Below are 22,893 nucleotides of genomic sequence, written 5' to 3' on the forward strand. Positions count from 1 at the left end.
GAAAAGCCGATTACGAGTAAAATCTGCCCGCAACATTAACTCAGCTAGTGGGATGTTGCCATGCTACGAATCGCTCAAGAAGCACTTACCTTTGACGATGTTTTACTCGTCCCCGGTCACTCGACCGTTTTACCTCATACTGCTGACCTGCGCACGCGTCTGACGCGCGGTATTGAGCTGAATATTCCAATGGTCTCGGCCGCTATGGATACCGTTACTGAAGCGGCGTTAGCTATTGCGCTAGCGCAAGAAGGTGGTATTGGCTTTGTCCATAAAAACATGACCATTGCTGAGCAAGCTGCACATGTACGCAAAGTTAAAAAATACGAAAGCGGTATGGTGTCTGACCCCGTTACGGTTACGCCTGACACCACGCTTGGTGAAATTCGCGCGTTAAGTGTCGAACATGGCTTTCACGGATTTCCGGTCGTTGAGAGTAGCGGTGAGCTCGTTGGTATTATCACCGGCCGTGACGCTCGCGCAGAGAGCGACAATAGCAAGCGTGTTGCCACTATCATGACGCCAAAAGAAAACCTCATCACGGTCAAGGAAAGTGCTGGCAGCGAGGAAATCTTAGGCTTAATGCACAAACACCGCATCGAAAAAATTCTCGTGGTGGATGACGCCTTCCATTTGCGCGGTATGATCACCCTGAAGGATTTCACCAAAGCTGAAAACAAACCTAATGCCTGTAAAGATGAGCTCGGTCGTTTGCGCGTAGGTGCCGCTGTCGGTGTGGGTCCTGGCACGGAAGAACGCATCGCAGCGTTGGTCGAAGCAGGCGTTGATGTGTTGCTCATCGATACCTCGCATGGCCATTCACAAGGCGTGATTGATCGCGTCGCTTATGTTCGTAAAGAATATCCGAACCTCCAGCTTATCGCAGGTAATGTCGCGACAGGGGCAGGTGCCAAAGCACTTGCCGATGCCGGTGTTGATGCCGTGAAAGTGGGTATCGGTCCTGGTTCTATTTGTACGACCCGTATCGTAACCGGCTGTGGCGTCCCACAAATCACTGCCATCAGTGACGCCGTGGATGCACTGAAAGGGACTGGTATTCCAGTGATTGCCGATGGCGGTATTCGCTTCTCAGGCGACATTGCCAAGGCGATTGCTGCTGGTGCGGACTGCGTCATGGTTGGCAGCATGCTAGCCGGTACGGAAGAATCTCCAGGTGAAGTAGAGCTGTATCAAGGCCGTTACTATAAGTCTTATCGTGGTATGGGAAGCTTAGGTGCGATGAATCAGCGTCACGGCTCATCTGACCGTTATTTCCAAGCCAGTAACGAAGCCGAAAAGCTAGTACCTGAAGGCATCGAAGGGCGCATCGCCTATAAAGGCCCAATTGCGACGATTATCCATCAGCAAATGGGCGGTCTGCGTTCAGCGATGGGGCTGACTGGCAGTGCGACGATTAAAGAAATGCGTACCAAGCCGCAATTCGTTCGTGTGACCTCTGCAGGTATGGGCGAATCACACGTGCACGATGTGCAAATCACCAAAGAAGCTCCAAACTACCGAATGGGTTAAGCCGACATGCAAGATATTCATGCGCATCGCATATTGATTTTAGATTTTGGTTCACAGTACACGCAGTTAATTGCGCGTCGTATTCGTGAAATTGGCGTTTATTGTGAGTTGTGGGCGTGGGACGTCGACGCCGAAGATATTAAAAACTTTAATCCAAACGGCATTATTTTGTCGGGTGGTCCAGAATCAGTAACCGAAGAAGGTTCACCACGCGCACCTGAGTATGTTTTTGAAGCGGGTGTACCCGTCTTAGGTGTCTGCTACGGCATGCAAACCATGGCCGCGCAACTGGGGGGTAAAGTTCAAGGCTCATTGGAGCGTGAATTTGGTTACGCCCAAGTTGAACGCACCGAGCCGTGCCCGTTGTTCCATCACATTGAAGACGCAGTACACGAGAATGGTAATCCACTGCTTGATGTGTGGATGAGTCATGGCGATAAAGTCATTGAAGCGCCAGAAGGCTTCCATATCGTGGCACAGACACCAACCTGTCCAATCGCGGCAATGGCTGATGATGCGCGTGACTTTTATGGCGTGCAGTTCCACCCTGAAGTAACCCACACACGCCAAGGCATGCGGATGCTCGAGCACTTCGTGGTGGAGATCTGTGAGTGTGAGACCAACTGGACAGCTGCGCACATCATTAATGACGCCGTAGCGCGTATCCGTGAGCAAGTAGGTAATGGCAAAGTGGTGTTAGGCTTGTCTGGCGGCGTGGATAGCTCCGTCACTGCCATGTTACTCCACCGCGCCATCGGCGATCAGCTGACCTGTGTGTTCGTCGACAATGGCTTGTTGCGTTACAAAGAAGCCGAGCAAGTCATGGAAATGTTCGGTGACCATTATGGTTTGAACATCGTTCATGTCGATGCTGAGAATCGCTTCCTGGACGCACTTGCCGGTGAACATGACCCAGAAGCGAAGCGTAAAATTATCGGTCGTGTATTTATCGAAATTTTTGATGAGCAGGCAACTCGCATCAACGACGTTTCTTACTTAGCGCAGGGCACTATTTACCCGGACGTGATTGAGTCGGCTGGCTCAAAAACTGGTAAAGCGCACGTGATTAAATCGCACCACAATGTGGGTGGCTTGCCAGAAGACATGAAACTTGAGTTAGTTGAACCGTTGCGTGAACTGTTCAAAGACGAAGTACGCAAGATTGGTCTCGAACTCGGTCTGCCATACGATATGCTCTATCGTCACCCGTTCCCAGGCCCAGGTCTTGGGGTGCGCGTGCTGGCGGAGGTGAAGAAAGAATACTGTGACTTGCTGCGTCGCGCGGACCATATTTTTATTTCCGAACTACGCAATGCTGGGATTTATCACGATGTCAGCCAAGCTTTCGCCGTGTTCTTGCCGGTACGCTCAGTAGGTGTCATGGGCGATGCACGAAAGTACGATTGGGTGATTGCATTGCGTGCTGTCGAAACTATTGACTTTATGACCGCACGTTGGGCACATTTACCTTATGAACTCTTGGAAAAAGTGTCCAACCGTATCATCAATGAAATTGATGGTATTTCACGGGTGGTCTATGACATCTCAGGTAAACCTCCTGCCACCATTGAGTGGGAGTAATTAGCATGGCGCGTTGGCTTGCCGTTATAGCGATAGTGCTATTGGCTGGCTGCGCGCCGCAACCGCAGCCCGACCACCTTGCACAAATTAAGGAGCGTGGTGTGTTGCGGGTCGGAACCTTGTTGGGGCCGACAACCTACTACCATGATCTCGAAAGTGAAGGAGGGCTTGAATACGCACTCGCTGCTACTTTTGCTGAACAACTCGACGTAGAGCTCGAAGTCGTTTCACGCTACAACGTCAATGATCTCTTTTCGCTCCTTGACCAAGCGCAAGTCGATATCATCGCTGCCGGTCTCGACCGCACTCCGCGCCGCGATCGCCGTTATCGCTTCGGTCCCCCTTATCAAGAAGTCGCCCAACGGCTGGTTTACCGCCAAGGCTCCCGTGATCGACCGCGTGACTGGACACAAGTAGATGGTGAAGTGGTCGTCGTTGCGGGCAGCAGCCATCATGATTGGCTGCAACGCAATGCTAAGGACTATCCGAATCTACAATGGCGCGCCACCAATGAGCATGATGCCACGGAATTATTGCGCTCTGTCGTTGAGGGGGAAATCGCTTTTACGATTACCGATAGCAACATACTTGATATGCAGCGGCGCTATTTTCCGAACATCAGTGTCGCGTTTACCGTACGTGAGGATCTTGATATCAGCTGGATGCTGGCGCCTGGACGTGATGGCTCGTTGTACGCGGAAGTTATCCGTTTCTTTGGTGACTTGCGCGCCTCGGGTGAACTAGCGCAGTTGGTTGACCGCCATTTTGGTCATGTTTCGCAATTTAATTATGTCGATACCAGTTATTTTATCGATGCAGTGCAAAGCACACTTCCTAAATACCGCGACTTCTTTGTTGAGCATTCAGGCCGCCTTGATTGGCGTTTGCTCGCTGCCATTTCCTACCAAGAAAGCTTATGGAACCCGCGGGCTACATCCCCTACGGGTGTGCGCGGTTTGATGATGCTGACGCTGCCGACCGCAGAACAGATGGGGGTAAGCAGCCGCTTGAATCCAGAAGAGAGCATTCGTGGTGGGGCGCGTTATTTTGAGCGCATGCTTGATACCATACCGGCGCGCATACCAGAGCCAGACCGCACCTGGTTTGCACTTGCTGCCTATAATATTGGCTATGGTCATTTAGAAGATGCGCGGGTACTGACAGAACGCCAAGGCGCTGACCCCGATCGCTGGATTGACGTGCGCAAACGACTACCCTTATTACGACAGAAAAAATATTACCGTCAAACGCGTTATGGCTTTGCGCGTGGTGATGAACCGGTGCGATATGTAGGGAATATTCGTCGCTACTACGATACTTTGGTTTGGTTGGATGAAAGAGGACGCATCCCAGCTCAGCCGCTAGATATTTCACTTCCCACGGGAAGTGGTGATGAGGCCCCCTAATGCGTACAACAAAACGTCTGGTTCCGCATGCGCGTCGCCGAGCATGGTTACGCAAGAAACGCCACCTGCTGAATGATCGTCGGCAGAAGTGGTTTCGGTTATGTGAAAAAGACGATTAAACCTTTATAATACGCGGCTGCGAAAAGTCGTAATTGCCATCCAATGCCAATCTGGAGAATGATCTGTGGAGATAGTACGCGGCGCCCCAGCCCTATCTGAATTCCGAACGGAAAAGTTATTGCAACGTCTGCAACAAGCCGATGTGCCGGTGCAAGACATCTATGCTGAATACATGCACTTTGTAGATGTAAAAAGTGCATTGGATGAAGCGGACCAGCATGTCTTGAAAAAGCTACTCACGTACGGCCCTGCATTAGCGCAGCATCTACCAGAAGGGCGCTTGCTGGTAGTGACGCCACGCCAAGGAACAATTTCGCCGTGGTCATCGAAAGCCACCGATATCGCCCATAATTGTGGTTTGCAGCAGATTCGTCGTATTGAGCGCGGCATTGCTTATTATCTTGAAGGTGAATTGAGTGAAGAGCAGTTTGCGACTGCACAAGCGCTTTTACATGACCGAATGACGGAAACAGTCATGCATAGCCTACAAGATGCGCAAACATTGTTTGCCGCTGCAGAACCGGCTCCGCTGGCCTCGGTCGATATTCTTGCTGGTGGCCGCGAAGCATTACAGCGAGCGAATATCGAAATGGGTCTTGCGCTTGCGGACGATGAAATCGATTACCTTTTCGAGAACTTCAATGCATTGGGTCGCAATCCAAATGACATTGAGCTCTACATGTTTGCGCAAGCAAACTCTGAACACTGTCGCCATAAGATCTTTAACGCGGATTGGACCATCGATGGCAAAGAACAGCTGAAGTCGCTGTTCAAAATGATCAAGAACACCTTCGAAGCAACCCCGGACCATGTGCTTTCGGCCTATAAAGATAATGCCGCAGTGATGGTAGGTTCAGAAGCGGGGCGCTTCTATCCTTATCCAGCGGGCACTGCAGCAGCCGGCGAATATAGCTATTTCCACGAGCCAGTACACATTTTGATGAAGGTCGAAACACACAACCATCCGACAGCGATTTCGCCATTCCCTGGCGCCGCAACCGGCTCAGGTGGTGAAATTCGTGACGAAGGCGCAACCGGCCGTGGTGCGAAGCCGAAAGCTGGTTTGGTTGGTTTTAGCGTTTCCAACTTGCGCATTCCTGGCTTTGAACAGCCGTGGGAAGAAGACTTTGGCAAGCCCGATCGGATTGTTACAGCGCTTGAAATCATGCTTGATGGCCCGCTAGGTGGCGCAGCCTTTAATAACGAATTTGGTCGTCCGGCACTGACGGGTTACTTCCGTACCTTCGAAGAAAAAGTAAGCAGTCACAATGGCGAAGAAGTGCGCGGCTATCATAAGCCGATCATGATCGCCGGCGGTATGGGGAATATTCGCGAGAACCATGTCGAGAAAGGTGAGATCCCTGTTGGCGCGAAGCTTGTTGTGCTGGGTGGTCCAGCGATGAACATCGGCCTTGGTGGCGGTGCGGCATCGTCTATGACCTCAGGTACCTCGAGCGAAGACTTAGATTTTGCCTCGGTGCAGCGTGATAACCCAGAGATGGAGCGTCGCTGCCAAGAAGTTATTGACCGTTGTTGGCAACTTGGTGAAAAGAATCCTATTGCCTTCATTCACGACGTCGGGGCGGGTGGCCTTTCGAACGCGATGCCAGAGCTCGTGAGCGATGGCGGTCGCGGTGGTAACTTTGAGTTACGCAAAGTGCCGAACGATGAACCTGGCATGTCGCCATTGGCGATTTGGTGTAACGAATCACAAGAGCGCTATGTGTTAGCTATCGCTGCTGAACACATGGACACCTTTGCGGCGATTTGTGAGCGTGAACGCGCACCTTATGCAGTTATCGGTGAAGCGACGGAAGAAGAACACCTTACACTGACGGATTCGCATTTCGACAATACCCCGATTGATTTGCCTCTTGAGGTGTTACTCGGCAAGCCACCGAAAATGCACCGCGATGTGCAGTCGAAGCGTGCCGAGGGCAGCGAACTGGCAAGCCAAGAGATCCGCTTGGATGAGGCTGCCGAGCGTCTATTGCGCTTACCTGCGATTGCGGAAAAGACCTTCTTGATTACCATCGGTGACCGCTCGGTTACCGGCCTCGTTGCGCGTGACCAAATGGTGGGGCCATGGCAAATCCCAGTGGCTGACGTGGCGGTGACCGCCGCAAGTTATGATAGCTATGCGGGTGAAGCAATGGCGATGGGTGAACGTACCCCATTAGCGCTATTAGATTTTGCTGCCTCGGCAAAAATGGCGGTGGGTGAAGCGTTGACCAATATTGCCGCTGCAGATATTGGCGATTTGAAACATATCAAACTATCTGCCAACTGGATGGCCGCGGCAGGGCACCCTGGCGAAGATGCGGGCTTGTATGAAGCGGTAAAAGCCGTGGGCGAAGAACTATGTCCAGCGCTAGGTCTGACCATTCCGGTGGGTAAAGACTCCATGTCGATGAAGACCCAATGGCAGCAAAATGGTGAAGATAAAGCCGTTACTGCGCCATTAAGCTTGGTCATTACCGCATTCGGTCGCGTCCGCGATGTACGCCGTACGCTTACTCCACAGCTACGCACCGATAAAGGTGCAAGCAAGTTACTCCTGATTGACTTAGGGGCCGGTAAAGCGCGCTTAGGCGGTTCGGCATTGGCTCAGGTTTATCGTCAATTAGGCAAAAATGCTCCTACGGTGGACGACGCTGAGCTGCTCGCAGGCTTCTTTAATGCGACGCAAAAACTGATCCGTGAGAAGAAATTACTGGCCTACCATGACCGCTCGGATGGCGGTTTATTCGTTACAGTCGCAGAGATGGCCTTTGCCGGTCACTGTGGTGTGCATGTGCGCCTTGACGGCATGCATGAGCATGACCTTGCTGCGCTCTTTAACGAAGAGCTCGGTGCGGTGATTCAAGTACGTAGCGAAGACGTTGATAAAGTGCAGGCGGTCTACGCTGAGGCAGGCCTTGCAGATGTCGTAAACGTGATTGGTGAGGTCACCGACGAAGACGTCGTACAGTTTACCCGCGATGGCCAAGTGGTGCTTGAGCACGCGCGCAGTCACTATCGCTCAATTTGGGCGGAAACGACACATCAAATGCAGCGCTTGCGTGATAACCCTGCCTGTGCCGATGAAGAATTTGCGGCGAAGCAAAATACCAACGACAGCGGTTTGTTTGCTGATTTAAGTTTCGATAGCAGCGAAGATATCGCGGCCCCTTATATCAATACGGGTCGCGATCCAGTGGTTGCTATTTTGCGTGAGCAAGGGGTGAACTCGCACGTGGAAATGGCTGCTGCCTTTGACCGCGCGGGCTTTGCCGCTATCGATGTGCACATGAGCGACATCTTAAGTGGTCGCGTAAACCTTGAGAAATTCAATGGCCTCGTGGCTTGTGGTGGTTTCTCCTACGGTGACGTTTTAGGTGCCGGTGAAGGTTGGGCTAAATCGATCTTGTTCAATAGCCGTGCACGCGACCAATTCGCAGCCTTCTTTGAGCGTGAGAAGACCTTCGCGCTAGGCGTCTGTAACGGCTGTCAGATGCTGTCGAACCTACGCGACTTGATTCCTGGCGCTGAAGCATGGCCGCATTTCGTAACCAACCGTTCTGAACGTTTTGAAGCGCGCTTTAGCATGGTTGAAGTACAGGACAGCCCATCGCTATTCTTTAAAGAAATGGCGGGCTCAAAAATGCCAATCGCGGTTTCGCATGGTGAGGGACGCGCCGAGTTCAAAGGTAATAACCTTGCCGAAGTAACAGCGAAAGGCTTGGTGGCAATGCGCTACATCAACAACGATGGCAGTATCGCTAGTCAGTATCCTGCGAACCCGAATGGCTCACCTGAGGGGATAACCGGCTTAACTACGCCAGATGGCCGCGTATCCATTATGATGCCACACCCGGAGCGCGTATTCCGTACGGTAGCCAACAGCTGGCATCCAGATGATTGGAGCGAGGATAGCCCATGGATGCGCATGTTCCGTAACGCGCGCGTCTATTTAGGTTAAGCCTTTTAACGACCTATAAGACCTGTACTACCTGTTAATACAGGCAATAAAAAACCCGGCTCGAAAGCCGGGTTTTTTGTGCTCGTCCGTCAGACTTAGAAGTCGTACTGGAAGCCTAAGCGAACGCTCCAGAGTGATGGAGAGCCAGCACGGCCTTGAACAGAGTTGATGCGTGGGTTGATCTCTTCGAATACCCACTGGTTTTGGTCGTTGATATCAACTTCAGCAACGTTTACTGCGCGTGGGAAGCTTGCTTCGTACAAGACACCCCAGTCGTCGTTCAGCATGTTAGTGAAGTTATCGACAACAAAGTAAATGCTAGATTTATGACCTTCCATAAAGCCTGGCAATTCTTGCTCTACTTTCAGGTCAACCTTGTGCCACCAGTCGCTGTTGAACTCGTTACGAGGAGCGATACCGCCCGCGTATTGGCTCAAACCGTGGTTATCGATAAACGCCAAGAACTCTTGGATTTGCGCTTCAGTTAGGTCATCGCCCCAAACTACGTTGCTGTCGTTCATACCGTCTGGCACGTAGAGTAACGAGCGACCGCTGGTGATATCACCTACCGCTGCGTTCATGGTGTAGCTGTATGGACGACCTTTGTTCGCAGAACCGAATACGCTGAACTTAGTATCGTATCCGTTTAACCATTCAGTGGTGTAAGTACCACGGAAAGTGAAGCGGTGTGGGATTTCATAGTTCGACGTAGCGATGCCAGGGTTTTCAGCATCAGCAGTTGCAACGCTGGTGTAGTTTGAATACGCAACAGAGCTGGTCATTGGGTTGACGTCTTCAGCTTTGTTCCATGCGTAAGCAAGTGACCAATCGAAGCCCCAATCGTGCTCTTTTGAAATTGCGAAGCTGATGCTCGTTTGGTCGCCAGCGTCGCCATCAACGTTGGTTAACAAGAAGGCATCTGAACCGCTACGTGAGTAGATTGGACGACCGTCTGGAGCTGTACCAGATTGAACCGCACGAAGGTCTTTAATGATTGCCGCGTCTTGCTTGCGAGTGTGCAAGAAGTCAGCCATCAAAACGTAGTCGTTTTCAGTCACATAGGTTGCACCCAATGCGAACTTCCATTCGTTTGGAATTTCGAAGTTCGGGTCAAGTGCGTTCACTGGGCCACGGCCTGCTGCTTCGGCAACTTCGTCGATCATTTCCAATGGGATGTCGATGATTGGGCTACCAGTACCGTAGTCAAGGTCAAACAAGTTGACGCCGAAACGGTTAGCTTCATACAAGCTCACACCGTTGTTTGAGTAGTTGTTAGACAACCAAACGTTCGGGTTACCACCTGAGTACAGACCGAAACCACCACGTACTTCTAATTGGTCATTCACAACCCAGTTCATACCAACACGTGGTTGAATCAAACCTTCGCCATCTAGGGTCGCAGTGTTAGCGAAACCATAGGTGTCTTGGAAAGCTTGGTTTAGGGTTGGTGCATCGCTGGTGGTGTACCAGTCATAACGAAGACCTAAAGTAAGGGTTAGGTCGTGATCAATAAAGTAGTACTCGTCTTGCGCATAAAGCGTGTTAACTGCGTACTTGAATTGACCCGCGCCATCGTCAGGGTTGTTGGTACCTGCAGCATTTTCATAAATGATGCGGTTAACTATACCATTTTCGAAGTCGTCAATTGAGCTAAAGCGGTGCTCACCTTGTGACTCCTGAATGAACAGGTTGAACACGTCATAACTTTCATATTCGTAACCGAAAGTGAAGGTATGATCGTTGTACAAGTAAGTACCTGAAAGCTTGTAGAACATAGTGTCATAAGCAAGCTTGTTCGAGTGACGTGAGTCATCAGCGCCGAGGTAAATGGTGTTACCGTTGTGACGGATTTGCACTTCACCGATTTCAGTTCCACCTAAAGGTACAACCGCGTTCTCTAACTCTGAGTAACCAGCACGGAGCTCAGTTGAGAAGTTGTAAGTCCAGTCAGAGTACAACTGCGCAACGTATGAGTTGAACTCTGCACCACGTGAGTAGAAGTGGTTTGAGAATTCTAGCTCGTTGTCATCGCCGTCTGATTCTGCGATTGAGTAGCCATCGTTGTAGTTGTAAGTGAACTGTGCACGGTGGTCTTGGTTGATGTACCAGTCAATTTTTGCCAAGAATTTTTCATCTTCAACCGGCAAGCTTGATGGGAATGAACCTGGCTCAAAGCCGTAAACGTCACGCGCGATACCAGCGATACGGTCAAGATCTGCTTGCGTTACGCCAAGCACTGGAGTTGCAACGTTGGCATCTTCAGGACCACGGTCGAAAGTGTCAGAACCTTCAAGCTTTTCGTAAGCAACAAATGCGAAAAGTTTGTCTTTAATCAGTGCGCCACCGCCATTGAAGCCGTAACGTTTCTCGTTAAAGGCACCAATATTTACTGGCTCACCTTCGAGTTTGTCACCGGTCAAAGAGTCGTTGGTGTAGTCAAAGAAGACGCTACCGAAGAATTCGTTTTCACCTGATTTGGTAACAGCGTTGATGTTACATGCGGTGAAGCCGCCGTACTGAACATCAAACGGTGCTAATTCTACGGCAACCTGCTCGATGGCATCGTAAGAGAACGGCATGCGCTCAGTAGGGTAACCACTTGAGTTCAAACCGAAGTTATCGTTGGTGCGCACACCATCAACGGTCAAGCTATTGAAACGTGGGTTGGCACCGCCACACTGAATGTCACGTGCGTTGGTTTCGTTGATATAGATACGTGGGTCAATTTGTACCACGTCTTTGATATCACGATTCGCAGCAGGTTGCTCTTGTAAGTCATTCAAGCTGAAGTTAGATGCTGGGCTGCTTGAACCAGAAGTCATGGTTAAGCGACGGCCAGAAACCTCAATACGCTCAACGCTTTGTTGCGCGATTTGCACACTTAAGTTTTCAGTTTCACCAAGAGTTAGGTAGACGTTTTCAACAACTTCGGTATTACCCATGTTGTCGGTAACGGTTAAAGTGTAAGGACCACCAACTGCAAGACCACGAGCTGAGAACAGACCATTGGCGTTTGCTGACAACGTAGTGCTGGTGCCGGTACGTTCATCACGTAAAGTCACGCTTGCATTAGCGATGGTTTGCCCGGTGCTTTCGTTGGTTACGACGCCACGGATACTAGATGAGGTCTCTTGTGCCGTAGCAGTTGCGGACAAGCCAATGGCAAGTGCGACTGCGGCAGCAATACGACTAGGTTTATTATTCAACATGATGTTGCTTTCCTGGGTTGTGGTTAGAACAAATTGTCTTTATTGGGTGACAAATCCTATGCGACTTCTATGACAGTTTGATGAAATAGTAGCCAAAAATTGATCAATGCACACTATTTTCTTCACGTTTCTTGTTCTTTGCCTGTTCACGCTTTTTACGGAAGAAATTCTGCAAAATCGCTGCTGATTCGTGTTCAAGGACCCCACCGACCACCTCAACTTTATGGTTCATGGTGGCGTGATTAAGCACGTCGATGGCGCTGCCGGTAGCGCCGGTACGCGGATCTGGTGCAGCGAAGACTAAGGTTTTGATGCGCGCATGTGTAATAAGCCCCGCGCACATGGCGCAGGGCTCTAAAGAAACATATAAAGTCGTGTCAACGAGACGATAATTTTTGAGATGTTGCCCAGCGGCACGAATGGCTTGGGCTTCGGCATGTGCCGAGGGATCGCTAAGACGGATAACTTCGTTATAGCCTTCGCCGATAATGGTGTCATTGGCGACCACAACGGCGCCGACAGGCACTTCACCGATAGCTTCGGCTTGTTGTGCCAGTTCAAGGGCGCGACGCATGTAACGTTCGTGGTCCATTAGCGATCTCTGAAGTAAGAAAGCAATATGGCGCGCATTCTAAAAAAAAGCCCCCGCAATTGCGAGGGCTTTTTGTACATTTCTGTACTTTTTTACACTTTAGATGTTAGCAACGCGCTTAGAAGCGGTAACGGATACCGATCTTAGCCTGCCACGTTGAACGCTCTGGCAAGTAACGCGTAGGTGCTTGAGTTACCAAGTCGAAGGCACGATTGTTGTACGGGGTACCGTAAACATATTGGCCGTCGTCGTTGATATAAGCACTTACCAACTCACGCACGTTGTCGCCGTATGGCAACACGTGTTTCTGTCCTGCATCTTTATCGAAGATAGCAATCAAGTTACGCACGTTGATATACAACTCACCTTTGTGGCCTTCAGCAAACCCTGGAAGTTCTTGGGTAAATTTGAAGTCCAAGTTGGTGGTCCAAGGACCGCGCTCAGTGTTACGTGGCAAGTATTCGCCAGCATAACCAGAAAGACCTGCGCGCTCGAGGTATTCCATGAACTGGTCGTAACCAAAGCCATCTTCGTAGGCAACTGCTGGATCATCAGCACCGGTTGGGATGTACGGCAGGTAAACTGACGATTGACCCAAGGTACCGAACGGCTGGTTACCAAAGCTTACGTCACCGTAGCTGTCATACACATAGCCCCAAGGACGACCTGAGTAACGTTCCCAGAAGAGACCGAAGGTTGAGGTGTAACCATTAAAGATTTCAGTCTTGTAGGTTACGTCCGCCATGAAGCGGTGCTCAACTTGGTAAGACGCAGTGCCTGGACGAACGTTTTGACGGTCGATAGCAACCGGGAAACGGTAGTTAGAGATAGCAGTACTCGAGCTACCTGCAACCGCTTCTTGGATGTCTTGGTTGGTGTAGCTTGCACGCATGCTTAGACCGTTGTCCCATGCTTTACCAAGGGTTGTGGTAAAGATTTGGCTCTTACCACCGTCGCCGTTGGTAAGCAACAAGTCATAACGCTGTACGTTACCGTGATCGCCAACACTGCCTGGAGTGTGGTCGTCAAGCGGATCGTCAACTACATAAATGATACGACCGCCGTCGACGGTGCGACGTGGTTGGCCATTTTCGTCTAACAGCGGTACACGAGTTAAGTCTTTCCACTGCACGTCATCTTTACGACGGGTGTAGATGTATTCAACACTTGCGAACCAGTCATCACCAAGTGCTGGGATGCTGAAACTGTTGAAATCAACCCCGAAGCTACCACGCCAGTCTGAAGGCAAGTCAAAGTCCGGGTCAATAGCATTCACATAACCGTCAGCAATCAAACCGTCTTTAACAGCTTGTGGTACTTCAGTTGGGTCGACATTGTCGAAGAAGACTGACCATGGCACGTCTGACAAGAAACGGTCAAACTGAGAGAAGGTCAAGCCATTGTTAGTGTATGAGTTTGATACCCAAACATTAGGACGACCACCGGCATAGCGACCGAAGCCACCACGCAATTGAACGTCGTCAGTCAACTGATACTTGAAACCTACACGTGGCAAGATCAAGTCTTTACCGTTGAGGTTTTCAGTGTTTGCAAAGCCGTAACGTGCAGCAAAGTTCGGGTTGTACATCGGCTTGTCTTCAGCGTGCATACGCTCGTAACGCACACCGAACATTAGCTCTAGGTCCCAAGTTGGCTGCCACGTATCTTGGATATAAACAGCTTGCTGGCCTTGAGTGAAGTTCGCAGCGGCATCGTTGATGTCGCCAGTCAAACTACCTGAATAGTAGAATGCGCCTGCTTCACGGTTACGGAAGTCTTCGATGCTATCGAATTCCCATGAACCTAAAGCGTTCTGTACGAACAAGTTGTAGATATCGGTTTCTGAGAAAGCATAACCAAAGCCAATCGCGTGGTCGCCGATCAGGTATTCACCGTTCGCTTGGAATTCGATGGTGGTGTTTTCACCTTCGTTCGCGTGGCGTGAATAGTCAGGACCAAATTCAATGGCGTTACGGCCACCCACTTCAACGGTAACCATACCCATGGTACGACCGTTCAAAGGATCTTGAATCGCTTCAACGTTCTTGTGCGAAAGCTTGATGTCGCTCGAGAAGTTTGAGCTCCAGTTTGAGTAAACTTGCACTGCGTAAGCATCAAGAATTTGCTCGTTGTTGTACCAGCTTGAAGACAACGTCAACGTACCGTCGCCGCCGTATTGGTTACGAATCGAGTTGCCGTCGGTGCGCTGATAAGTAAACGCAGCACGGTGTTCGTTGCTGATGTTCCAGTCAAGTTTAACGAGAAGTTTATTGTCTTCTTCGTCTGCTGGAATGTCCCAGCCACCGAGTTGGCTGTCGCTTAAGCCATAGACTTCGCGCGCAATTGCCAATACTTCGTTAAGCTCTTCGGTAGTGATGTTCGCAATGTTTGCTGCGTCAGAACCGATAGGACCACGATAAGGCGCGTTGCTCTCATCTTGGGTCTCATAGTTCACGTAGAAGAACAATTTGTCTTTGATGATTGGACCACCAAGACCAAAACCTAAAGTCTTCTCTTCGTAGTCAACATTCGGCGGCAAAGCATCTTCGTCGTACTTTGAAGCTTCAGCGTCGCCGGCGAGGCTGTCGCTGGTGTACTGATAGAAGAATGAACCTTCAAGTTCGTTGGTACCTGATTTGGTTACCGCGTTCACTTTCGCACCAGTGAAGTTAGTGTCTTTCGCATTGAAAGGCGCTACGTCAACAGTGATCTGCTCAATCGCGTCGATTGAAATCGGTGAACCTTGGGTTGGGTATCCGTTGTTGTTCAAACCAAAATCATCATTCTGGTTGATACCATCAACAGTAATAGAGTTGTATTTCGGGTTGTTACCTGCAACAACCAACTGGTCGCCGTCGCCCAACTGAGTCGCAAGTGGGTTCAAACGTACGATTTCTTTCAAGTCACGGCTATAAGTAGGCAGTGATTCGATTTGCTCTTCGCCGAATGAGCTGCTTGAGCCATTATTCAATTGTGCGTAGTTGATCGCTTGACCAGTCACACTGATGCGCTCAACATTAGCTGATTCAAGTTGTGCATTAAGGCGGAAGGTTTCGCCAAGTTTCAAGAACACTTCTGAGTATTGAGCGTCTTGATACACGTCTGAATCGATAGTGATGCGGTAAGGACCGCCAACACGTAAACCGCTGGCAATGAAGCTACCGTTGTTATCGGTATTTACTTCAGTACGGCTACCTGAAGGCATGTGTTCAATAACAACCGTGGTATTGGCTGCGCCACTACCTTGGGGTCCAAGAATTTCGCCTCGCATAGAAGCTGAGGTGTCTTGTGCTACCGCTGTTGCTGAGGCAAAGCCTAAGGCAATTGCGACGGCACTTGCGGTGCGCGAAAATCGCAGAGATGTACTCATCTTTCTTAATTTCCTGGGTTGTGGTTTAAAAAAAAATCTTAGAAAGGCAATACCGCTTGATGTTGAGCCTTGTGAATTAATTCTACGCTTTTATAACACTTGGTTGTGTCAAAAATGTGACAGTATTTTAATCAATTTTGCTGGCAATTGCACCGATAAAGTCGAACTAATATGATAAAAAACTGTCCTATTCGCTCTTCAAATGTTGCAGGAATGTCTATGAAGCCTATTCTGTTCGGTGTTGTAGCTTTGTTCACTTTTTTCTTAAATGGGTGTGATGTGCCGAAAAAAAATTTACAACCGCCGGTGACACTTCGTGTGGCAACTTTCAATGTGAGTATGGACGCGTCGAACTACATACCTTCTGAGCAATGGCAAACCACCGGCGCGCAAGCCTTGCCACAAGCACTTGCGGATCAGCATCCACAAATTCGTGCCATCGCAGAAATCATTCAACATGTGCGGCCGGATGTGATCGTTCTGAATGAATTTGATTACTTACCCGAAGCGCAAGTATTGGAGAGTTTTCGCCGCGACTTTTTGGCGGTCAGCCAAAATGGCGAAGCACCGATTGAATATCCGTACAGCTTCATTGCACCGGTCAATACAGGGCGGGCCAGTCCGTTTGACCTCAATCGCGATGGCAAAGAGAGTGGCGTTGCAGATGACGCTTGGGGGTACGGAAATTATCCTGGGCAATATGGCATGGCTGTGTTGTCTAAGTATCCGATAGACCAAACAGCGACGCGAACCTTTCAGTTTTTCAAATGGCGTGACTTACCCGGTGCCTTACAGCCGTTGGTGCCAAATTCTCACGAACCTTGGTACAGCGCCGATGCGTGGTCACAAATGCCGCTTAGCTCAAAATCTCATTGGGACGTGCTGCTCGATGTCAAAGGCTACCCATTGCATATGCTGGTCAGCCATCCGACACCACCGGTATTTGATGGTGGAGAGAACCGCAATGGGCGGCGTAACCATGACGAAATACGTTTTTGGCAGGAATATGTAAGTGACCTCGACACCGACTACATCTATGACGATCAAGGACGGCGAGGGGGACTCGACTCACAACAACGATTTGTCATCGCAGGTGATTTGAATGCTTCGATAGAGAGCGATGATAACGTCCCAGGAACCATTGAACAGTTGTTAGAAAACACCAAAATACAAGGTGAGTTTCTCCCTAAAAGTGCTGGTGGTCAGGCTCACACACCAGATAACCCGCTGGCGGGTCAACATACTGCAGGTTGGCGTAAACGCGCTGACTATGTGCTGCCATCAACGTTTGGTATTCGGATCATCGATGGCGGAGTGTTTTGGCCGGCCCAAGGTGAACCTAAAGCAGATTTAGTCAGCAAGCGAGAACGCTCTTCGGACCATCGTTTAGTATGGATTGACATTCAATTGCAGTAATTTTCACAAATATGTCGTAGATTCATAAAACTGTCATATTGTGTCGTAATAATGGCGGTGCTTAAAAACGACTAGGTGAAGCACGATGTCACGAAAAATTTTGATTGTTGAAGACGAAGCTCCGATTCGCGAAATGCTTAGCTTTGTCATGGAGCAGCATGGCTACCAAGCAGTGGAAGCCAACGATTATCAAGTAGCCCTAGAGAAAATTGTCGAGCCTTTCCCTGATATGATTCTGCTCGACTGGATGTTACCAGGAGGTTCGGGCATCCAGTTGGCGAAGAAGCTCAAGAGCGATGATTTTACGCGTGGTATTCCAATTATTATGCTCACCGCGCGTGGTGAGGAAGAAGATAAAATCCGTGGTCTTGAGGTCGGCGCTGACGATTACATTACCAAACCGTTTTCGCCAAAAGAACTGATGGCGCGGATGCGCGCAGTGTTCCGCCGAGTCTCGCCTACAGCGCTAGATGAACCATTGGAAATCGAAGGACTCAAGCTTGATCCCATTTCGCATCGAGTGAGCGCCTACAATGACCGCCTCGATATGGGGCCAACTGAATTTAAATTACTTCATTTCTTTATGACACACCCAGATCGCGTGTATAGTCGAGAGCAACTCCTCGATAACGTTTGGGGCACGAATGTCTACGTTGAAGACCGTACCGTGGATGTCCATATTCGCCGATTACGCAAAGCCATCGAAATGCACGGCCATGATCGCTTGGTGCAGACGGTGCGTGGTGTCGGCTATCGCTTCTCACCAAGATAAATTGTTGCAGCGTAGGGTAGTGCGACATGGATAAACGATTCTCCGCCGTATTTATTCTGCGCGGCTTCCTTTGGTATGTCGCCCCTCTTGCCGTAATCGGCTGGCTATTTGGCTATTTCTGGCAAGTGTTGAGTATCGGCTTACTCGGCATTCTCGCGTGGCATTACTTCTATCAATACAAGCTTGTCGATTGGTTGTGGCACCGTCGCACCATGTTGCCGCCGAGTGCTCCGGGTAGCTGGAGCTATATCTACGACGGAATCTACCGTACGCAGCGTCGCAGCCAACAACGTCGTCGTGCGCTTGCGCGTATCTTGCGTCGCTTCCGTGAGGCCTCAGAAGCTATTCCTGATGCGGCAATTGTGTTTCGTAAGGACGGTGGGCTGATTTGGTGTAACAAGCTTGGACAGTTTTATTTTGGCTTAAAGTGGCCTGCGGACACGGGCATTCGGTTGTCAAACCTGATCCGTTACCCAGAGTTTATTGCGTACTTGCAAAAGGGTGACTTTAGCCAAGAAATTTATTTGCCGTCGCCGGTGCGCGAAGATATCGAGTTAGAAATTCGCGTCATGCCTTACAGCGAGGATCAATACTTGCTGATGGCGCGTGATGTGACTCAGCTGCGCCGGCTCGAGCAAATGCGCAAAGACTTTGTTGCCAACGTATCTCATGAATTGAAAACACCGTTGACGGTTATTCAAGGCTACCTCGAAATGCTCGACGATGATGTCAGTGCGATGCCTCCTGCGCTGCTACAAAAAGCGGTGAAGGATATGAATGGGCAGTCGACACGGATGCGTAATTTGGTCGACCAACTGTTATCGTTGTCACGCATTGACTCAGCCCGCGGGGATATTTTTGAGCGCGCCGTTAATGTTCCGGAACTGCTTCGTCGTATCCAACAAGATGCCGAGCAACTCAATCAAGCAAAACAGCATGACTTACGATTTGAGATTGCTGACCAGACAATGTATGGGCGCGAAGATGAGTTACGCAGTGTGTTCGCCAACCTCATTACTAACGCCATTCATTATACTCAGCCAAAGGGCACGATTACCGTGCGCTGGCGCTCTGTTGGTAAACAAATGGAATTTAGCGTCACCGATAATGGCCCGGGCATTCCGGCCGAGCATATTCCGTTGTTGACCGAACGCTTTTACCGCATCGATAAAGATCGCAATAGTAGCAAAGGCGGCTCAGGACTTGGCTTAGCTATCGTTAAGCAGGCCGTTGAGCATCATCATTGCAAACTTACCATCGACTCCGTAGTAGGACGTGGTTCGACCTTTAGTGTGCGAGTTCCAGAAGAGCTGGTGATTACGCCCGCATAGCGTGACACTAAAATGGCAGAAATATGACAAATAAATAGCTGTTGTCATTAAAGTGTCACATTGACCTGCTAAAATTCCCAGTGTTGATTAAGCAAAGCTAAGTTTTTAACCCATTATTTTTGGCATGACCTTAGCACAGACACTTGGAGTCATTATGAAAGTTAAATCAGTACTTCTTGCTTTAAGCGTAGCCGGCCTCGTAGCCACTTCAGCACATGCGCAAAAAGCTACCGACAACCTTCCTGAATACGAGAAAGTAAGCGGTTTATCTGGCAACCTTTCTTCTGTTGGTTCAGACACCTTGGCCAACATGATGACCTTCTGGGCAGAAGAGTTTAAGCGCCTCTACCCGAACGTGAACATGCAGATTCAAGCGGCTGGTTCATCAACTGCGCCACCGGCCCTTACTGAAGGAACTTCAAACTTTGGCCCAATGAGCCGTGGTATGAAGTCGAAAGAAATCGAAGCTTTTGAAAAACGTCATGGCTACAAACCGACGCCTGTTCGCGTAGCAATCGATGCCTTGGCGGTATTCGTGCACAAAGACAACCCAATTGAAGGCATGACCATTGCTGAAGTTGACGCAGTATTTAGTAACACACGTCTTTGTGGCGCTACTGAACAAGTTCAGCGTTGGGGCGATTTAGGTCTAACTGGCAGCTGGGGCAACCGCGACTTGCAGCTATACGGTCGTAACTCAGTATCAGGCACCTACGGTTACTTCAAAGAGATCGCCCTTTGTGACGGTGATTTCCGCGCGAACGTGAATGAACAGCCAGGTTCAGCTTCTGTTGTGCAGTCTGTTTCAACCTCGTTGAATGCTATCGGTTACTCAGGTATCGGCTACCTAACCTCTGGTGTTAAAACCGTGCCTATCGCGGTTGAAGAAGGCGGTGAGTATGTGGATGCGACAACTGAAAGCGCATTGGCTGGTAAGTACCCACTTGCACGCTTCTTGTACGTTTACGTAAATAAGCACCCAAACAAGCCACTTGACCCAGCAACTGCTGAGTTCTTGAAAATGGTACTGTCGAAAAAAGGACAAGAGATTGTCGATAAAGACGGTTACATTCCGCTGCCGAAAATGGTCGTTGAGCAAGAACTAGAAAAGCTCGGACTCAACTAAAAACGAAAAACCCGGCACCCGCCGGGTTTTTCTTCGTTGTTCGCTATTCGCTGTTTGCTGTTTGTTTAAACCAAGAGCGAGCGCAGCGAGCGTGCAAACAGCGAACATCAAACATCGGTTTTCGTGAAAATGTCAGTTTTATGACGGTGCTGTAACAATTCTGTCATACTTCTCGACTATACTGCGCGCAGTGAAATTTCTAACTTGCACAACCACTCGAGGTTACGATGGCGGCAGCAAAACCCTCAATGGGAGCCAGCAATTATCGACTCTTTAAAGACCGCGCGGCGCGCTGGGGCGTAAGCTTCGGCGGGGTGATGGTCTTGGTCGCATTGTTGCTCATCTTCTTTTACCTACTTTACGTAATCGAACCGATTTTCCGTGGGGTCGAAATCAACCACCAACGCAGCTTCCAAACGCCGGCGGAGAATGTCGTCGCCATGGGCATGGAAGAGCAATCGGAAATTGGTTACCAGTTCACCGCTGAAGGTGAGTTGGTGTATTTTGCAATGCAGGCAAAGAAAGGTACCGATTGGCAGCCTGGTCAGGAACTATTGCGGGCCAAAGTGACGGCGGAGCAGCCGACTGCGTTTACGCAAACGCAGCCGCAAAACAACCGTTATGCCTATGCTGTACCCGGTGGTTCGGTGCGAATTGTGGAGCCCAAGTTCAACAGTCGTTTTATTGACGGTGAAATGTTTGTCGAGCCGCGCGAGGTTGAACTTTCAGATCGGGAATTACTGCAGGTTGATCCGCAGCAACAAAACATCGTGAAGCTTGCTTATGAATATGATGGCGAGTCGAAGTTGTTTGCAGCGCAAACCAGCGACGGTCGTGTGCTGGTAAACTTTATGCAAGCCAAGCGTAACTTTTTAAGTGGCGCAGTGGAAATGGAATCAAAGGTTAGTGAGCTGCCGATTAACGGCGCAGTTGACCAGCTGGTGGTTACCCCTGATTTGCGCCAAGTGATGGTGCGGCAGAACAATCGTTTTTGGGTTTATGATGTGACCCGTACGGGTTCCATAAAAGAACGTCAGTTGATTAATGTGGATGCGCGACGCTATGGCGAAGTGACCTCAATGAGCCTATTAGCGGGCGCGAGCTCGGTGTTGTTTGGCCATGCCAACGGTAAAATCACGCAATGGTTTGAAGTAGCCGGTGACGATGGTCGCCGCTATCAGTTCATTCGTGACTTCCAAGCGGCTGACAGCGCGATTGCCGAGATCGTTGTTGAGTATTACCGCCGCACCTTCTACACCATCGCCGAAAGCGGCGAAGTAGGCGTGTTCCACACCACCTCAGAAGCAGAGTTGTACCGTGGACACCCTGATGCTTATCAAGCCGAGCAACTCGTTATCGATCCTCGCGCAAATACCTTACTGATGCGTGAAGGCAATCAGTTGCATATGTTCGAACTGATCAACGAACACCCAGAAGTTACTTGGAGTGGTTTGTGGCAGGAAGTCTGGTATGAAGGTTATCCGGAACCAGATTACGTGTGGCAGTCGACTTCGGGTTCAGATGACTTTGAACCGAAGTTTAGCTTAGTCCCGATCTCTTTCGGTACCATTAAAGCAGCGGCCTACGCTATGTTGTTTGCGGTACCGATTGGCCTCGCAGCCGCGGTCTATACTGCCTACTTCATGTCGCCAAGCGTGCGCAAAGTAGTGAAACCAACCGTAGAAATCATGGAGGCGTTGCCGACAGTTATTCTTGGTTTCTTGGCTGGGCTATGGCTGGCGCCGCTGGTGGAGTCCTATCTACCAGGAATCATTGCGGTAATCGTGTTGGTGCCGTTAGCCATCGTGTTATTTGCGGCGGCGAGCGCTTTGCTGCCGCAAGTGATTCGGGCGCGTCTCACCGACGGTCGAGCTGCGTTAGTTCTAGTACCGTTGGTCGCTTTTGTCGGTTGGCTCTCGTTTCAACTGTCACCAGCGATCGAGAACGTTCTATTTGATGGCAACGTGCGTCAGTATCTCACCAACGAACTTGGTATTACCTTCGACCAGCGTAACTCGTTGGTAGTGGGGATCGCCATGGGCTTTGCGGTGATACCAACTATTTTCTCGATTGCCGAAGATGCCGTATTTAGTGTACCGAAGCACTTATCGAACGGCTCGTTAGCACTTGGTGCAACGACGTGGCAGACGCTCACCAAAGTCGTTTTGTTAACGGCGAGTCCAGGGATTTTCTCGGCTGTCATGATGGGGCTTGGTCGTGCCGTTGGTGAGACCATGATCGTGCTTATGGCGACGGGTAACACGCCTATTATGGACTGGAATATCTTTGAAGGAATGCGCACCTTGTCGGCCAATATCGCCGTTGAAATGCCAGAGTCTGAAGTTGGCAGCTCGCATTATCGCATTCTGTTCTTGGCGGCCTTTGTGCTCTTTGTTTTCACCTTCGCGTTCAATACGGTGGCGGAACTTGTTCGTCAACGTCTACGCGATAAATACAGCTCGATGTAAGCGAGAGGATT

Annotated in this window: 12 protein-coding genes; 9 read left to right on the forward strand and 3 right to left on the reverse strand. The window is 49.9% G+C overall.

Going from position 1 to position 22,893, the window contains the following annotated elements; translation table 11 throughout:
* Positions 1-60: 60 nt before the first annotated feature.
* From guaB to purL, 4 genes are all read left to right on the forward strand, one after another.
* On the forward strand, positions 61-1,530 hold the full coding sequence (gene guaB / locus CWE21_RS08935) for an IMP dehydrogenase (RefSeq protein WP_126834085.1): 1,470 nt from the start codon (positions 61-63) through the stop codon (positions 1,528-1,530).
* A gap of 6 nt (positions 1,531-1,536) precedes the next feature.
* Positions 1,537-3,111, forward strand: coding sequence for a glutamine-hydrolyzing GMP synthase (guaA, locus tag CWE21_RS08940; protein WP_126834086.1), 1,575 nt, complete (start codon positions 1,537-1,539; stop codon positions 3,109-3,111).
* Between the two features lie 5 nt (positions 3,112-3,116).
* A complete protein-coding gene (gene mltF / locus CWE21_RS08945; RefSeq protein WP_126834087.1) occupies positions 3,117-4,517 on the forward strand; it encodes a membrane-bound lytic murein transglycosylase MltF in 1,401 nt (466 codons plus the stop codon).
* 184 nt (positions 4,518-4,701) lie between these two features.
* Positions 4,702-8,598 (forward strand): phosphoribosylformylglycinamidine synthase, encoded by a 3,897-nt coding sequence (purL, locus tag CWE21_RS08950; protein WP_126834088.1) that lies wholly within the window; start codon positions 4,702-4,704, stop codon positions 8,596-8,598.
* A 95-nt stretch (positions 8,599-8,693) separates the two neighbouring features.
* Here purL and CWE21_RS08955 read toward each other — a convergent pair whose 3' ends face one another.
* The 3 genes from CWE21_RS08955 to CWE21_RS08965 form a co-directional block, all read right to left on the reverse strand.
* A complete protein-coding gene (locus tag CWE21_RS08955; RefSeq protein ID WP_198675093.1) occupies positions 8,694-11,807 on the reverse strand; it encodes a TonB-dependent receptor in 3,114 nt (1,037 codons plus the stop codon).
* Positions 11,808-11,910: 103 nt separating this feature from the next.
* Complete coding sequence (gene tadA / locus CWE21_RS08960; protein WP_126834090.1) at positions 11,911-12,399, reverse strand: tRNA adenosine(34) deaminase TadA; 489 nt, start codon at positions 12,397-12,399, stop codon at positions 11,911-11,913.
* A gap of 118 nt (positions 12,400-12,517) precedes the next feature.
* Positions 12,518-15,769 carry a TonB-dependent receptor gene (locus CWE21_RS08965; RefSeq protein WP_126834091.1) on the reverse strand — a complete coding sequence of 1,084 codons (3,252 nt, stop codon included), beginning with the start codon at positions 15,767-15,769 and terminating at the stop codon, positions 12,518-12,520.
* 219 nt (positions 15,770-15,988) lie between these two features.
* Here CWE21_RS08965 and CWE21_RS08970 point away from each other — a divergent pair, with 219 nt between their 5' ends.
* From CWE21_RS08970 to CWE21_RS08990, 5 genes are all read left to right on the forward strand, one after another.
* Positions 15,989-17,185, forward strand: coding sequence for an endonuclease/exonuclease/phosphatase family protein (locus CWE21_RS08970; protein ID WP_126834092.1), 1,197 nt, complete (start codon positions 15,989-15,991; stop codon positions 17,183-17,185).
* Positions 17,186-17,270: 85 nt separating this feature from the next.
* Positions 17,271-17,957 carry a phosphate regulon transcriptional regulator PhoB gene (phoB, locus tag CWE21_RS08975; protein WP_126834093.1) on the forward strand — a complete coding sequence of 229 codons (687 nt, stop codon included), beginning with the start codon at positions 17,271-17,273 and terminating at the stop codon, positions 17,955-17,957.
* 26 nt (positions 17,958-17,983) lie between these two features.
* On the forward strand, positions 17,984-19,288 hold the full coding sequence (gene phoR / locus CWE21_RS08980) for a phosphate regulon sensor histidine kinase PhoR (RefSeq protein ID WP_126834094.1): 1,305 nt from the start codon (positions 17,984-17,986) through the stop codon (positions 19,286-19,288).
* A 154-nt stretch (positions 19,289-19,442) separates the two neighbouring features.
* Complete coding sequence (locus CWE21_RS08985) at positions 19,443-20,414, forward strand: PstS family phosphate ABC transporter substrate-binding protein (RefSeq protein WP_126834095.1); 972 nt, start codon at positions 19,443-19,445, stop codon at positions 20,412-20,414.
* Between the two features lie 227 nt (positions 20,415-20,641).
* The gene (locus tag CWE21_RS08990) at positions 20,642-22,882 is read left to right on the forward strand and encodes an ABC transporter permease subunit (protein WP_126834096.1); all 2,241 of its coding nucleotides are present in this window, start codon (positions 20,642-20,644) and stop codon (positions 22,880-22,882) included.
* The last annotated feature ends 11 nt before the right edge of the window (positions 22,883-22,893 follow it).

It is taken from the genome of Pseudidiomarina aquimaris (assembly GCF_003987395.1).
In the GTDB taxonomy this organism is placed as follows: Bacteria; Pseudomonadota; Gammaproteobacteria; order Enterobacterales; family Alteromonadaceae; genus Pseudidiomarina; species Pseudidiomarina aquimaris.